This is a genomic window from Pseudoalteromonas luteoviolacea (assembly GCF_021654285.1).
GTDB classification, from domain to species: Bacteria; Pseudomonadota; Gammaproteobacteria; order Enterobacterales; family Alteromonadaceae; genus Pseudoalteromonas; species Pseudoalteromonas luteoviolacea_J.
Window position 1 is genome coordinate 200,805 of sequence record NZ_JAKFZS010000004.1, and the last position, 15,793, is coordinate 216,597.

At 40.0% G+C, this 15,793-nt stretch carries 12 protein-coding genes; 7 read left to right on the plus strand and 5 right to left on the minus strand.

Annotated elements, in window-relative coordinates:
• Positions 1 to 153: 153 nt before the first annotated feature.
• Genes L1077_RS04990 through L1077_RS05000 form a run of 3 tightly spaced genes read right to left on the minus strand, consistent with a single transcriptional unit; the run spans position 154 to position 3,716 of the window.
• Complete coding sequence (locus L1077_RS04990; protein ID WP_237135848.1) at positions 154 to 1,539, minus strand: TonB-dependent receptor; 1,386 nt, start codon at positions 1,537 to 1,539, stop codon at positions 154 to 156.
• Positions 1,540 to 1,592: 53 nt separating this feature from the next.
• Positions 1,593 to 2,264 carry a TonB-dependent receptor plug domain-containing protein gene (locus L1077_RS04995; protein WP_237135849.1) on the minus strand — a complete coding sequence of 224 codons (672 nt, stop codon included), beginning with the start codon at positions 2,262 to 2,264 and terminating at the stop codon, positions 1,593 to 1,595.
• A gap of 12 nt (positions 2,265 to 2,276) precedes the next feature.
• On the minus strand, positions 2,277 to 3,716 hold the full coding sequence (locus L1077_RS05000; RefSeq protein WP_237135850.1) for a PepSY domain-containing protein: 1,440 nt from the start codon (positions 3,714 to 3,716) through the stop codon (positions 2,277 to 2,279).
• A 266-nt stretch (positions 3,717 to 3,982) separates the two neighbouring features.
• Here L1077_RS05000 and L1077_RS05005 point away from each other — a divergent pair, with 266 nt between their 5' ends.
• The 4 genes from L1077_RS05005 to L1077_RS05020 are packed head-to-tail and all read left to right on the plus strand — an operon-like array spanning position 3,983 to position 6,757.
• Positions 3,983 to 4,267, plus strand: a complete 285-nt coding sequence (locus tag L1077_RS05005; protein WP_237135851.1) for a YciI family protein — start codon at positions 3,983 to 3,985, stop codon at positions 4,265 to 4,267.
• A 48-nt stretch (positions 4,268 to 4,315) separates the two neighbouring features.
• Entirely contained in the window at positions 4,316 to 5,233 is a 918-nt protein-coding gene (locus L1077_RS05010) for a hypothetical protein (protein WP_237135852.1), read from the plus strand.
• 3 nt (positions 5,234 to 5,236) lie between these two features.
• Complete coding sequence (locus L1077_RS05015) at positions 5,237 to 6,217, plus strand: hypothetical protein (protein ID WP_237135853.1); 981 nt, start codon at positions 5,237 to 5,239, stop codon at positions 6,215 to 6,217.
• 51 nt (positions 6,218 to 6,268) lie between these two features.
• Positions 6,269 to 6,757 carry a GNAT family N-acetyltransferase gene (locus L1077_RS05020; protein ID WP_237135854.1) on the plus strand — a complete coding sequence of 163 codons (489 nt, stop codon included), beginning with the start codon at positions 6,269 to 6,271 and terminating at the stop codon, positions 6,755 to 6,757.
• Between the two features lie 92 nt (positions 6,758 to 6,849).
• Here the strand turns inward: L1077_RS05020 and L1077_RS05025 are convergent, their stop codons facing one another.
• The gene (locus L1077_RS05025) at positions 6,850 to 10,851 is read right to left on the minus strand and encodes a hybrid sensor histidine kinase/response regulator (protein WP_237135855.1); all 4,002 of its coding nucleotides are present in this window, start codon (positions 10,849 to 10,851) and stop codon (positions 6,850 to 6,852) included.
• 91 nt (positions 10,852 to 10,942) lie between these two features.
• Here L1077_RS05025 and L1077_RS05030 point away from each other — a divergent pair, with 91 nt between their 5' ends.
• Both L1077_RS05030 and L1077_RS05035 read left to right on the plus strand, forming a co-directional pair.
• Complete coding sequence (locus L1077_RS05030) at positions 10,943 to 12,022, plus strand: HD-GYP domain-containing protein (RefSeq protein WP_063362356.1); 1,080 nt, start codon at positions 10,943 to 10,945, stop codon at positions 12,020 to 12,022.
• A gap of 14 nt (positions 12,023 to 12,036) precedes the next feature.
• Positions 12,037 to 13,158, plus strand: a complete 1,122-nt coding sequence (locus L1077_RS05035) for a response regulator (protein ID WP_237135856.1) — start codon at positions 12,037 to 12,039, stop codon at positions 13,156 to 13,158.
• Positions 13,159 to 13,817: 659 nt separating this feature from the next.
• Here the strand turns inward: L1077_RS05035 and L1077_RS05040 are convergent.
• Positions 13,818 to 14,036, minus strand: coding sequence for a DUF1289 domain-containing protein (locus tag L1077_RS05040; protein ID WP_237135857.1), 219 nt, complete (start codon positions 14,034 to 14,036; stop codon positions 13,818 to 13,820).
• Between the two features lie 268 nt (positions 14,037 to 14,304).
• On the opposite strand from L1077_RS05040, the gene L1077_RS05045 reads away from it, so the two are divergent.
• Positions 14,305 to 15,738, plus strand: a complete 1,434-nt coding sequence (locus L1077_RS05045) for an MATE family efflux transporter (protein ID WP_237135858.1) — start codon at positions 14,305 to 14,307, stop codon at positions 15,736 to 15,738.
• Positions 15,739 to 15,793 lie beyond the last annotated feature (55 nt).

A 15,793-nucleotide genomic window follows, 5' to 3' on the forward strand; every position in this document is an offset into this window, starting at 1 on the left:
ATATTAGAGCGTCTATTAATTTATCGAGCCGTGGCTCATTCCTGTCTTAAAACGCTATTTATACAGTATCTGTTCACATAAACGTTCAGCAAACAAGTGTCCAGCATTTCAGCTGGACACTTTTTTGCTTGTTAATGTTTTACCCCTTAAACCTTAAAAAGAATAGTCTAAGCCAATATACGCGATACGAGGACTACCAGGCTGTATACGCTCTCGGTTATAGCGGATCTCAGCTTGTAGGGCATATGTTTTATCTGCGATATTAGCGACTCGAGCATGCACTTTAAGCGCGTCATTGACTTGATAGTTTGCTTTTAAATTTGCAATGGTATAACCACTATGTTCTCGAGAGTTTTCTGAGTCCATCCAATAGTCCCCGATGCTTTTTATTTCAGCAGTAATGTTTAACCCAGAAATGGTTTGGCTGTTGTAGTTTAAACGTAGGTTAGCCACATATTCCGGAGCCATGACTAGGCTATTACCAGACAGATCGACTTCTTTACTTTTTTTCGTTTTGTAGTCAATTCGCCCCTCATCTTGGATGTAATGATCAAACTTATGATTCGACTGGCTGTAAGCTAACGCAAGAGACCAAGCAGGTGAAAGGGTGTAAGTGGTGCCAAATTCAAATCCTTGATGTTGCACTTCAGCGGCATTAACGCGAAGACTTGAACCAAAGTCATCATATGCGGTGACAATGGCATCTTTCACATCCATCACGTAGTAAGCAAGTTCAACTGAAACCTTGTCAAAGTTAGCTTTATAGCCAATTTCATAGGTATCTGATACTTCTTCGTTTAATGAACTTAGCTGCGCGCTCGTTTCTTTCGTTTTTAAATGATACAGCTCAGAGAACGTGGGAATGCGTATTGCATTGGCGTAGCGTGTATAAATACTAGAATGTGTGTTTAATTGATAATTTAAACTGGCTTTTGGGCTCAGGTGCTCAAACGTATCATTGCGACTGGCGATAGAGCGATTACCAAACCCATCATTATCATAGACCGGAAGAGTATTACTGAACTCATATTTGTTATTGTCATAGCGTAAGCCAACAGCATAATTTAGGCGCTCTGTGATCTTACCTAAGTGCTGAATATAAGGCGAAATACCAACAAAGGTCGTTGCATCATCATAAAAAACATGGCCTTCAGGGTATGTCGCCGCAGCCCATCCTGTGGTTGTGCGTGTTGTTGGTTGATAGGAGTAGGCATCTCCCTCAGAGCGTTCCAGATCGATACCAATGGTGGTTTCAAAATCAGTAGTATGTCTGAAGTTAGTTAATGCAAGTAGACCAATTGAGTTCACACTAGATTCAATTTTAGGCATATTTGGCTGCCACGTAGCTATGTAGTCGTTGCTGCGGTAACGAAGGTAAGGGATCACTGAGGCATAAAAGTCATTGTCTTCGTAGATATATTCTGAGCTTAGCCTAACATAATCAGTTGTGCGGCGAGGGTCGATAGCTAGAACTTCTGTAGGCAGACCGGCTTGAGCTGGGTCTTGTAAAAATTCATCTTCTTCAAGTGCATCTAACATTTGTTGGTCTAGGGTAGATGAAATTAAACTTGTTTTGATACTTTGCTTATCATCTATTTGGAATTCATGTAGTACATTAAATTCCGACTTTTAACGCTACTATGTACTCGCCACCCATCATTATTTAGATGTGCAGCGCTCACTCTAACACCATTAGTATCAGATATGTTATGTGTTACGCTGCCGCTTAATCTCTGATAACCATGTTCACCCAATGTGATTGCAAGGTTGTCATTTTCGTTATTCACTGGCGCAGAAATGACATTGACGGTTGCGGCAACGGCTCCTGAACCATACAGGCTGGTTCCAGCACCTTTAACGACTTCTAAACGAGAGAGTGAGGAGTTTGTACTTGCCCACCAAAGCGCATTGTGATTATAAAAAGCTGCGGATTGTAGAGGCACGTTATCTTGAAGATAGAGAGTATAACCTCCAAAATTAATCGGCATACGTATCGCTGCATTATGACCTTGTCCACCGGATAGTTGATTCAGCAACACACCAGAGATGGTTTCGAGCGACTCGGACACATGCTGTGCGTTGTCGTTCCTTATGACTTCACTTGATACACTGCCGACACTGAGGGCTAAATCAGTATTTGCCTTTGCAGTTCTGCTGGCTGTTACGATGATTTTTTCAATGTCATCGCCTTGTTGCTGAGCGTATAGCATATCAGCTTGTAAAAGTGCGACGGCAATGAGGGAATAAGAAAAGCCAGATTTCATTATGCTTGTTCCTTAGTTATTTTCTAATAATTCGTTATTTTTTAAGTTACGTTGCTGTTTCGCTCGGCGCTGGCGAAGTGATCTTGAAACGTACATGTATGTACCTGTTGATGCAACAAATACGAGACCAAGGCAGATCAACGCAATGATGCTATCACGTATGCCTTTGCCAAGCGGGTTTAAAAAGTGATATTTGTGCAGGTAACCAAAATGCCAACTACGTGCTTTTTGCCAATTGTCATCGATGGCAGCAATGTAGCCTGTATGGATCTCGACACTGTAAAGTACCTCTGGTGAGTGCTCAAAGCTTATTTGTTGTACAGGAAGCCGCTTATTTACAAATCCATACGTTGGTCCAAATTTATCAATTTTCTGGTGATGATGAATTCGCCCAGAAATCCCTAGCCGGTCGAGCAGCACAGAACGTGCAACACTTGCGTTGTCGAATCGTGTTTCTTGTGATTGCCAGTATGAAAAGTGCATATTTTGTTTTTCAAATTGAACGACTTGGCTGACGACTTCACCGTTAATATTTAGTAATTGAAAATTATCACCATTGGCGCTGCGCATTGCGTTTACGGGGTCGTGATTTATATCACGAGTAAAAATGCTATTTGTTGGTAATAAGGCTCTAAACTCTTGTATGAAGAATTTATCAATTAAAATGTGGGAGCTACTGCTTGCAAAGCCAAGTAGGGATAAACTAAGAACTAACCCAGTACCTCTGTGCAATGACTTTGCAGACTTTCTTTTAGATTTAACCTTGGACCACAGCAGGCTGTATGCGACCAACCCAAACAAAGACACAATAAATAAAGCAGTGCTCACAAATAGCATTGGAATAAGCCTCCAGGGACTATGTCTATCCCCTGCAAATTGCCATGTATGTAATTGCTTAAACCAATACGATAGGGATTCTCTAAGTGGCGTATTATGTGTAGCTATGCGCTTTCCTAGTGTGTCAATGTATAAGTTGTTGCCATTATCAAGTTGCACGCGATAAACCGGTAAGATTCTATTTATTTCGGGATAAGCCGTACTAAATTGTGTAATGCGTTGTGTACTTTGAATATTTAGCCCGCTCCAATTTTGAGCTAGGTATTTAGCATATTCAATGTCAGTGAGACGAAGTTGAGTGTTATTGAGAGGAAGGTAGTGTACTTCCAAGTCATTGAGTAACTGCGCTTGTACCTGATAAAAATAGTGTTCTTTATATTTTATAAGACTTGCATGACTAAAGCTGACAATGCCATTTTGTGTCAGCGCCTCTTGGATATTTGTGTAACTTTGTAAATCATTTATATCTACAGCGACCGGATTATTTTTTATTATTGACGCTTTGGCAAAGTGTGACATTGCGGGATGAAGTAGCCCTGAAAGGGCCCATATAACCAAAGGAACTAGGCTACATAATGCAATTCTTTTATGCCATATCAGCAGGTGTTTGAGCATTTTATTGTTATCATATTAAGGATAATTCGAGGATTATATGTAATAAATTTGCAGCTGATAATGTGACAAATTGTCGCATGACTTTTCGAGTATTATCATTAGTGTTAAAACCTCATAAGTTGTAAGTAATTGTAAAGTAGCTATATACAGGTGACATTTCGATTGATACATTAAGGTGGACCAAATTGGGTACTAATTTTGAAGTACTAGTAACTTTTTGGGAAGCGCAATGAGTGCGCCCAATAAATAATAAAAAAGGAACTCTCATGTTTATCGTCACGCTTAATTATCTCGTTGGATTGTCTGAAGTCGAGAAGTATTTACCTCTGCACGTTGAATATTTAGAACAGTGCTATGACGATGGTATTTTTTTAATGTCTGGACCTACTGAGCCTAGAACTGGAGGCGTTATTTTAGCTAATTCACCTTCTAAAGAAGTACTTGAATTAACCTTAAATGAAGACCCATTTTTTAAAACGGGTATTGCTGAATATAAAATAACCGAGTTTGTACCAACAAAGTCAATGAAGGAGTTAAGCTATTTAATATAGTTCACTAACAGGAATTTAGTGTAATATTAAAACAGGGAGGTTCTTTTAATGCAGAATTTACTTTTAGATAAGTTGCACCAAATGTCTCAGGGAGTGGGGCACCTCAAGCGTCATGTTGATAAGCGTTTTATATTTCTAAAAGAGGCCGGAATAGGTCCATGGTTTATCTCATCGTCTAATAATTCAAGTATTAAAGAATATGATGAGAAACATTATTTTGTGATCCCATTTATGCAAGGCCAGTTTGGCGTTGCTTTGCACACCATAAGAAGCCTTCCTCCCTGCATACCTGAAATAAACACCTTACCAAAACGTCGAGTTTTTCACTTTGCCAATGAACATGCTGAAACTTTGTTATCGGAAATTTTGTCCCAGCAGGCAGAGTCTTTGGTAAGAGCTAAAAAAGCAGGCCAAGAAAGTCAGCTGGATAAATTAGCCAATGATATTGATGCGCTAGATACTAAATTAACTTATGGCATGTTTGTTGTTGGTGGGTTGTCAGCCATTTTAAATCCAGCTGTGGGGGCAGCAATAGCAGCAAAAGCTGCGCTACCCAGTATTACTGGGTTAGTGAATAGACATGGTATTCGCCCTCTCGCTGAAAAATACTCGCAAAACTCTATAGAAAAAGAGATTCAGTCCGCACAAGAGAAAGTCTTAAAGGAGTTCAGTGAAGGGGATACGATAAAGCTAGTTAACCCTATGCTATCACGGCTTGAAAAGGCATTGAAAACGTCTGAGCAAGAATATGACCCATTAATTGATGAAGCATTTTATGGCAGCAATTTAGGTGTATTGGAAAAAGAGCAGTGGGCACTTCTGACAGTTGAAGCATTGTCACATGTTTATCAAGAGGTCCTCGATTCTCCTCAGTTACATAGTCAAGCATGCCTTGGTGAAGAGGATATTCGGTGGTTAACATACTTGTTTGATGGCTATTTAACACCAGTTAAAAGTAGAGGGTAATAAATGCGTTTGTTTAATCAAAACACACTCATACATGGCATATTGTGTTTATTGCTCAGTTTTAGTGCCAGTGCAGATATTAAAATACAATCAAAATTAGAAAACGAGCAAGATTGGGAAAATAGAAATGCCGTTATGTTGCCTTCGGGAGATGTTGTTGATCTTAGAGTGGAAGCACCTGAAGGGGCACAGATTAAGTGGTTTCAAATTATTCCAGATACAAGCCAATACTACAAAAATGCGAATCACCCTTGGGAGCCACAACCCTATCAATGGTCCGGCTTTGGTAAAATACATTATCAGAAAAAGCATCTTGAGCAGTTTGATGATAAACAATATATAACGGTATCGCCCGCTTGGTTAAAGCACAATAACGTATTTAATTCACCTTATTATCAGAGTGATGCGGGGAGTTTTTGGTTTGAAGTTGAAGTGATTGATAAGGATGGGCGCAAATTAAAGAGTGTAGGGTTAGACAATAATGATCACCGAGGGCTGAATAAGCAGGTTTTAAGGGTCTCTTTTACGCAAGGTGACGGGTATCTAGGTATCTTAAGCAGCTTTTTTAACGTGCCAGCGATATTTGGCTCGGTTCCTTATCAGAGCCAACATTATTTGGGTGTTGATTGTGCGGATGTACTAATGGCGGCAAATGCAATCAGACGCAATGGCAAAGTATATGACCGAAATGTCGCTTGGTTGGTGACCAACTTGAGGCATAAGGCTAAGTTATTAGAGTTTAGCGGTGAAAGTACACGGTTGAGGTGGGGAAAAGATATCTCTCCAGGTGATTTTATTGCAGTTAGATACCGTAAAAATGGCCAATTTGCACACATAGGTGCATTGAACAAAGACAGTAATCGAAATGGTGTTTTAGATGGTGAAGATTCCGTCATGCATGCTGGACCAAATGCTTTGAGCTACGCGACGCTTCAAGAAGCTGGCTTTTTAGGGGAGGTTGTCATGCTCGAGAATCAAAATTAGTGACTAATGTGGTATTAACGCCGTTAATTTAAATATTAAATTGAATTCAAAATGATTAGAGAAGCAAGATCACAAGATGCGCAATGTCTAACTGCATTGGCTCTGCAGGTTTGGTTAACAACCTACACAACAGATGGTATGCGAGATGAGTATGCTGCTTTTGCATTGGCGACGTTTACGCCAGATTACTTTAAGAAAATCATAAATAATCAAGACAACAAACTATTGGTTTACGAACGTGATAGTGCGGTTTTGGGGTTTTTGTTGATTAACTTCACCTCGCATCATCAAGGCCAAGATAACGGGTTTGAAGTTGAAAAATTGTATGTTCACAGTGGATTTCAAGGGCAGGGTATTGGTAGACAATTACTAGACGAGCTGTCAAAGCGTTATGGGGATAGATACTGGCTATATACTTGGGTTGAAAATGATTCAAACGTGTTTTATCAACGATTAGGGTTTGAAAAAATTGACGAGATAAGTTTTCAATTTGCAGGTCATGATATTCACAACAACGTGTACCGCAGTCCAACTAACTAGTTATGAACTTGCGTTTATTAGGCGAATCCAATCAGTTCAAACACCACCAAAACAATGGGCATTTTAATAAAATCGTATGACCATTACGGATGTTATGCTGATTGCTCTAACAGTTTTGCTATCACTTCTCTGGCTTGGTCGAATTCAAAATCCTCAATGAGCTCAATTAGCTGTGCAGATGTTGATTCATCAATTTTATGATGCCCTTTAAGCTCATGCACTTTTTCAATTGACTGAGTGTCACAACTGAGCAGTAGTTCCTCTAATTCAAGGAAATCATCTCGTGTAATGGTCAGGCTTACCACGTTTGACGAGGGCGGCGGTGGAGCTTCTTCATGATGTAACTCACCTAATTGTTTGTGTAAACCTCTCAAGTAGTCTGTCAGTATTTCGACGGATTGGGGGTCCACTTTTTTCTGATTGGCAATCGCATGCTCAATGTCAGATGCTTGTTTTGATAGGTTGTCGATACATAAGTTTGCGCTGGCGCCTTTTAATGAATGTGCGATTCGCTCAGCATGTTCTAAATCGCCGATGACGAGTGCTTGATTTAGGTTGATAGTTTCTTCAATCTGATTTCTGGCAAACTTTTTAATGATACTCCAAAACGCTTTTTCATTGCCGCCTAAGCGCTTTATTGCACGCTGAATGTCAACACCTTCAAGCTCAGTTTCTTTTTTAGCGTTTGTGTCTTTGACTTCACAAGGGGGATTCACTGCAATAGGAGGTGGTTGTTCAGTTGGGCTCGATGTTTTATACAAATGGCTGTGGAGGGTTTGGGCCATTTGATTAAAGTTGATGGGTTTACCAATATGCCCATTCATGCCAGCGGCTTCACATTTTTGTAAATCTTCCTTCATTACATTTGCCGTCATGGCGACAATAGGAAGTGCGTTATACTGACTTAGTTCACGTATATTTTTAGTTGCTGTATAGCCATCCATGACAGGCATTTGAATATCCATTAGGACGATGTCAAAAGCATGTTTTTGTACCATTTCGACAGCAATTTGGCCGTTATCCGCGATAGTCACATTGAGGTTCAAGGAGCTCAACATTTCGTTCGCAATTTCTTGATTGGTGCTATTGTCTTCAACTAGCAGCACTTTTTGTTGCTCAAAAGTTGGTGTAATTTGATTAACCTGCTCCGAGCTGCTCAAGCTATTTGATTGTTCTGAGAGGTTGAATGACTCCATGATCGCGTCAAGAAGTACTGATGCATTGACGGGCTTCAATATAATGGCATCGATTAAATCATGAATTTCAGAGTTCATACCAATATCAGTGCCATAGGCAGTTACAAGGATGTATTTGGGTTCTTTTTGTAGCTCTAGGGAGCGAATATGCAAAATAGCATCTATGCCGCTCATATTCGGCATTTTCCAGTCCATAAAAATGATGTCAAACTCGCTGCCTTGTACCAGTTCGATGGCGCCAGAACCACTGGCGGCGCAGGTCACTTGGAACTTCATTGCTTTGAGTAAGTTTGTCAAAATAGCACGAGCGCTTTCATTATCGTCAACTACTAATGCATGCTTGCCGGCGAGTTGGCTGTCAGGGCAAATTACATTGGTCAACTTCGCGGATTGCAGGCCACAGCGTACAGTGAAAAAGAATTCCGAGCCTTGACCTTTTTCGCTATTTACGCCTATTTCTCCGCCCATTAGCTCAACTAACTTTTTAGAGATACTTAAGCCTAAACCAGTTCCACCATATTTTCGGGTGATTGAGCCGTCGGCTTGCGAAAACGCTTTAAACAACTTGTTCTGTTGCTCCCGGGACATGCCTATCCCAGTATCTTTGACGGTAAATTTTAACGTTGTTTGATCATTCTCTTGGGCGACAGCGCTGACCGAGATGGTGATCTCCCCTTGCTCAGTAAATTTAATTGCATTACCGCATAAGTTAATAAGGATCTGGCCGAGTCTAAGCGGATCCCCGACCAGACTAATAGGGACGTCTGGGGCAATATCCAATAACATTTCCAAGCCTTTTTCTTGCATTCGAATGACATTGATATTGACCACATTATCCATGACTTCTTGAAGTGAGAAATCAATATTTTCTACTTCAAGCTTGCCGGATTCGATTTTTGAAAAATCTAAAATATCGTTAATAATGCCAAGCAAGCTCTTAGCTGCTTGATCAATTTTGTTGATATAGCCAGATTGTTGGCTAGTGAGCTCTGTCCTTAAAGCTAAGTGACTCATGCCAATAATAGCATTCATAGGAGTGCGAATTTCATGGCTCATGTTTGCCAAAAACTCGCCTTTGGCTGTACTCATTTCGTCGGCTTTATCTTTCGCCAATCTGAGTTCTAGTTCCATTTGCTTGCGTTCAGTCACATCAAGCAATAAACCAACAACGCCAGCTAGCTGGTTTTCTGCATTGGTAAATACAGCTTCATAGACAATAAAATTACGGGGCTCACCTTCGGAGTTTTCAATTTTTATTTCATAGTGTTGGTTAGACTTGCCATCAATAAGGTCTTGGTGAGATTGCTCGAACACTTGCGCAATTTCATAATTAAAAATATCTTCAGCCGTGGCATCGAGTACATCGGCATCAAATGTACCGAAGTATTGGTGAAACACACTGTTTACGCCCAAATAATTACCTGAACTATTTTTGTAATACATGGGACTGGGTATGGCATCGAGAATTTTTTTATTCAGCTCTAGTTGCTCGACGATGCGTTTTTCTGCTTTTGACTGTAAATCAATATTTTGTGTTAACTGCAAACTGACTGCTAAGTCATTTATCACCGATTTTATCCACTTGTAATCTTGATCGGTGAGCTCTACGAGACTACCCAGCTCAAGTAAGCCAATGCTGTCGTTACTTACTACTAAAGGAAAGTAATAGAGCTCGCTGATTGAGAGCTTTTCGCCATTGAGTTCAATTGCATATTGCTCTTTCTCAAACTTCATGGAATAGGGTTTTTGCGTACTCAAAACATGAAAATGGATAGAGTCGTAGTTACTGTAAGTTCTCGCGCAGTTACTGCTGTAGCCTGTGCCTGCAACGCGTGTCAGGACTTTTTGCTCTTCAAAAACATATAAACCGAGTAGGGGGACGGATAAACGCTGTTCTAAAAACTGGAGCAATTCTTCACCTAACTCGTTTGGATTTTTCTTTCCGCGAAGGGCCAAGCCAAAATCCTTCATGATGGTGTTGAATTCGAGCTGCTCGGACAAGTCGTTGAGTAATTTATTCATTGATTTAGATAAATCGGAAAGATCACCTTTGACGGTCTCATCCAATGTGAAATTGTAATTACCCTGCTCAACATTGCTGACCACTTGCTTTTGGATTGACGCAACGGGGTTGATGTATAGCTTCCAAAGTAGGTAAAAAGATAAGGCAATATTGATAAGCAAAATAAGGTTAAAGACATTCCTCAGCATATATGCAGTATTGAGACTATTTTGATGATTTTCTAACTCGGCATTTAATCTGGATGTGATGGCTCTATGTGCCTCACCAATGGCCGACATAATCTTAGACTTTTCTACTAAGTAATTGTCACTAAATAGAATCTTTTGAGCGCTGATCAAATCTGGGTCTGAGTCTTTAACCCAGTTACCATAAGTGTCTTTGTGTATGCCTTCAATTGCATTGAATGCACGGCGTTCTAAACTGACCAGTGAATTAGAGGTTGAAAGCGCATTTTGCATTTGCAGTAATTCAAAGTCTTGTGCGCCGAGTTGTTGAAAACGCTCTATGATATTGTGGGCATCATTTACTCTTACAAACTCAGGAATGCTTGAATGAGGCGCAGCTAGACTATCCCAATAATCATAGGTATTTGCGTTTTCTGCATGGACTTTTCCATCGCGCACTAACAGCGTGTAACTAAATAGCTTTTGCCATTTTTCGTTGCCGGTGACGGCGTAAGCTCTGGCAAAGTTTGTGAGATTGTCTGAGCTGAGCTTTAATTCATGAGATAACTCGGTAAGCTTAAACAGCTGTGTTTGCTTGTCAGATAGCGCATTAACCTCGGTGCGCACATAATGAGACATCAACCCGATCCCAATACTGACCAACAGCATTATTGAGAAGGTGATAAAGAAGCTGACTCGTAAACTTTTCATCTAATCCAGTCCGTGCTTGGCGTTTCAGTAATAATAGACCTATATTTTTTGTGTGGTGAACAATTGTGCAACAAAACATATAGAAGAAACTATGGATCAGCTCAAAACGGTGTTAGTAGTGGACGACGTGAAGGAAAACCTCGCTTTCATGACTGAAATTATTAAAGACAAGTATCGTGTTTTGGCAGTAAAAAGCGGTGAAGCTGCGATTTCAGTGGTTGAGAAAAACCATGTTGATATTATTCTGCTTGACGTAGTGATGCCAGAAATGAATGGGTATGAGGTAATCAAGTACCTGAAATCTCATGAAGTGCATCAAGAAATCCCGGTCATTTTCCTGACTGCCAAAACCAGTGTAGAAGATGAAGAGAAAGGCTTTTTGCTCGGTGCGTGTGATTACATTAACAAGCCCATCAGTCCTCCTATCTTATTAGCTCGACTCAATACCCATTTATTAAATAAAGAATCCAAAGATATTTTAAAGAACAAAAATGATTATTTGGAAGAAGAAGTACAAAAGCGTACTGAGCAAATGTCACGTTTGCAGGACGTGACGATACAGGCCATGGCAAGCTTGGCAGAAACACGGGATCAGGAAACCGGTAATCATATTCGTCGTACACAACTCTACGTGAAACTACTAGCAACGATTTTATGTGAGAAAGATAAATACAAAGAAATCTTAACACCGGAAGTAATCAATAATTTTTACAAATCAGCGCCATTACATGACATCGGCAAGGTGGGGATCCCGGATAATGTTTTGTTAAAGCCCGGAAAACTGACCGCTGATGAATTTGAAATAATGAAAAGCCATACCGTGTATGGCCGTAATGCCATTGAAACAGCCGAGTCGGCGTTAGGACAAACGGATAGCTTTTTACAAACAGCAAAAGAGATTTCTCACTATCATCATGAGAAGTGGGATGGTTCAGGTTATCCGCAAGGGCTAAAAGGGGAAGAGATCCCACTCAGCGCACGTATGATGGCCATAGCTGATGTGTATGATGCGTTGATAAGTCGACGGGTTTATAAAGACGCGATGGAGCATGACAAGGCCATTGCAATTATGCGAGAAGGGCGAGCGAGTCATTTTGATCCAGAATTGCTAGATGAGTTTTTGGCAAAAGAAAATTTGTTTTTTGATATTTCTCAGCAGTATCGAGATTAGTTTTTGGGGGGCGTATGTCGTACTCAATTTTGTTAATCGATGATGATGAAGTAAACCATGACATTGCAAAAACAATGCTAGGTGAATCCCATGAATATTTTTCGGCTTATAACGGAGAAGAGGCATTAGCCTTATTTGGTGAGCGAAAATATGATGCGATTTTATTGGATGTGGTGATGCCGGGCATGAATGGCTATGAAGTATGTAAGGTCATTAGGCAGGCGCCTCAAAACGCAAAAACGCCCGTGTTGTTCGTGTCTTCCAAAGATGACATTGAAGATAAATTAGAAGGGTTTAAAGCGGGTGGCGATGATTACATTACCAAGCCATTCGATGTAGAAGAGTTGAGTTTTCGTATCGACCGCCTAGTTAAATACAGCTGTGAGATAGACACTTTAAAAGTGAGCTGTGAAGCGGCTGAAGAAGTCACCATGACAGCCATTACGAGCTGTAGTGAGCTTGGCTTGTGTTTGGAGTTTATAGAGAATTCTTATCAATGTAACACACTTTCGGACTTATCGAATGCGATGTTGGCAACGTGTCAAAACCTACACTTACACGCGTCTGTTCAGCTTGGGTTATTAGGTGAGTTTCGCGATTTTAGCAATTGTGGTGCGATTAACCCACTAGAGAGTGAATTACTTCGAAAAGGCAGAGATAGCAAGACTGTTATTAATATTGAAAAGCGTAGTTTTTTTAATAGTGCCTATTGTTCGCTGTTAATCAAAAACATGCCGATTGATGATGAGGAAAAATACGGGCGATTTAATGATATTTTAGCTTTAGTTGTCAGGGGGGCTGATGCCAGACTAAAAAGTTTAGAAACTAACATTAAAGCAATACAAGCAAAAAACAAAGGGCTGAGAGAGTTAAGTCAGGTAGCAAGCAGGGACTTAGAAGACATTGAGCAAGTGTTTAAAAACTACCACAATGCATGCCAAGAGCTAGTAGAGCGGCTTATCTTTGATGTAGAAGATTCCATGATGTCGTTTGGTGTGAGTGATGCGCAAGAGCAGACTATTAGAGAAACACTAGACAGTGCCAAAGACGACCTGCAACAAATTCAAGAGCACTCTGAGGATATGTCAGCTACGTTCAACGACTTTTTTATTAATCTCGATAAACTAATTGATTAATTAACATTAACTATCCACAGTTTTTATTGCTTGTAAATTAAGTTTTGGATTATTTGTTGTAAAGAAAATAGCCGTCTGATATTTTATTTTTATATTTACTTTTGTCTCTGACTTTTAGCCTTGTTTATTTTTTCGTGAAGCGGGAGTGTTTAAATCTATTAAAGTGAGCTTATGAAAATGGTTAAATTCAACTTTAATAAACATATAGGTTAATGTAGCTTTAGTGAGCGCATAATTGTACAGCTAAGACATTTAAAACTTGATAACTAAAGGAAGTAGTTGGTATGTGCACGAAGATGAAGTCATTAGAAGCGCAATCATTCTTTGAATATCATATAACCCTATTTGCCATCTTTATTCTTTTTGCGATTATTATAATTCCAGCTTGTAGGTTGGTTTTAAATTGCAATTTAGAGAAGAGGAATGTTTTTTCACTGGTTTCTAAGTTTACATCCAGGCATGTTGCTAAGAGTAAACTAGAGATGAGCTTACTGTTTATTGCATTGTGTTATTTAATTTATTCTTTTATTTTGTTTTTTATGGAATTTTGTTTCCTGCCTGAATCTTGATATTAATACGCATAGTTAAAGTGTTTATACGCTTATATTAATGAAGGCCGACTCTTACCTGAACTTGAGAGGCTTGGTAGATTTAATCGCCTAAATGTCTTTCATTGTTTTGGCTTGGCGCCTTTGTTGTGCTCTTATTTTACACCTGCTCAGAATTTGCCGCTTTTCCTCTTCACTTTTTCCGGCCCAACCAACAATCTCATCAATGCTTCTTAAGCACCCGATACAAATGTCTTGGCTATCTAAGCAACAGTTGCGAATGCAAGGTGAGGGGGATGGTTCTTTTGATTCTGACGTTTTATTGGTCATATGATACTGCTATAACGGATGCTAACGTTATTAGTATGACGCTTTTTTGAGTCTCATAAAAGTCAGTAATGTAACTTTGTAAATTTGAACGATAGCTTTGTCTCAATTTCACGCTGTTTTGTCGAGTTCTACATTTTTTTGGGGAACTATGAAAGAAATTACAAGTCTTCATACTTTGTGTACATAGTCAATGAACAAAAGCTTAGTACATAAGTCATAAATAATTACTCTGCAAAGAAAAATAAACGCAAGGAGTTGGCCACACAACATGGCAAGTGTTCAATCACAAGATTTTAATAATGTACCTAACCAGTCTTGTGCTAAGCAACGTGCAAGGGCAGTAAAGAGGCGCTGGATATTAACTGGGTCAACCAGCGCAGTACTAAAGCAGTTAACGATACCTATGCTCTTCGCTATTTTAGCGTTGTTTAGTGCAGACTTAATTGAGTTATATTTTGCATCTCGATTGGGCGTGGAAGAGCTAACTGCGATGAGTTATACACTTCCTATTCAGGCGACTTTGTTTGCTTTTGCAATCGGGCTTGGCATCGTTGTTGCGACGCGTTTAACACAGGCACGTCAAGTTGAGGAGCTTGCTGCGGTGAGCTTGATATTTACCGTACTTGTTGGTGCCATATTGGCGTTGTGTATTTGGCTGAACTTGTTGCCAATATTGAATCTACTCGGCTTTTCAGATTTTGCTCAACGAGATGAAGTGTGGGTGCCTCTTAAAAGCTACATGCAGTATCGTTTGAGTGCCGTGGTGTTCTTTTTCCTTGTTATGGTCATTTTTGGGGTTTTACGGGCGTTCGGTAATATGCGCGCTGCAGCGCAGCTGTTGATTCTATTTTCATCGATTCAAGTTGCTGTAAGTGCAGCGCTGTTCTCTCCTTGGGCTACATCTAATATGGCGTTAACTGGCTTAGAAAAGCTGGGGGTAGCTCATTTGGTCGCAGCTGTGATTGGTTGCATCTGGGCTTTATATCTTTTGGTCGTCAGAGAAAATATTTCAATTAAAGTTAGTTTACTATCGGTACAAAGCCGTCAAGGGTTTCGCTGTTTAACGCGCCTGTTAGTCCCTATCGCGTCAATGCAATTACTGACGCCTATTGCACAATCTGTATTGATGGCGATTGTCGCTTCACAAGGCAGTGATGCGGTTGCAGCATATGGTGTTGTGATGCGTCTTGAGCCTCTGGCATTGCTATTGCCTATGGTACTCACGACTTCTTTACCTATTTTTGTTGGTCAAAATTGGGAGGCGAAAAAGTCGTTACGAGTTAGGCGTGGCATTAAGTTATCTGTTCTTGCCTGTATTTTGTGGCAGGTTGTTGTCTCTGTAATACTTTTTAGTGCAGCAGATTTATTGGGTGTGGGGTTCTGTAAACAAACATTTGTCAGTAGCTCAATCGAACTGGCTCTGACAGTTTTGCCTATATCTTACGTTACATTGGCGGCTGCCATGTTGTATGTCAGTTGTTGCAATGCCACAGGTCGAAGTCTGGCGGCACTTAATGTCAGCATTATTAGGTTATTTGGTTTGTCGATCCCGTTTGCATTTTTAGGGGCATATATGGCCGGTTTTACTGGGATTGTATGGGGTCTAGCACTTGCTAATGTTGTATTAGGCTTAGGGTTGTTGGTTTATTGTGTATCTCAGCGTGAGCAATTAAACCTCTCAAAGGGCAGTGCTATCAGTTAACCTAGATGTGTTTTGTATTTATTGTTCAGTTATTCGTCATAGCATCGAAGAATAA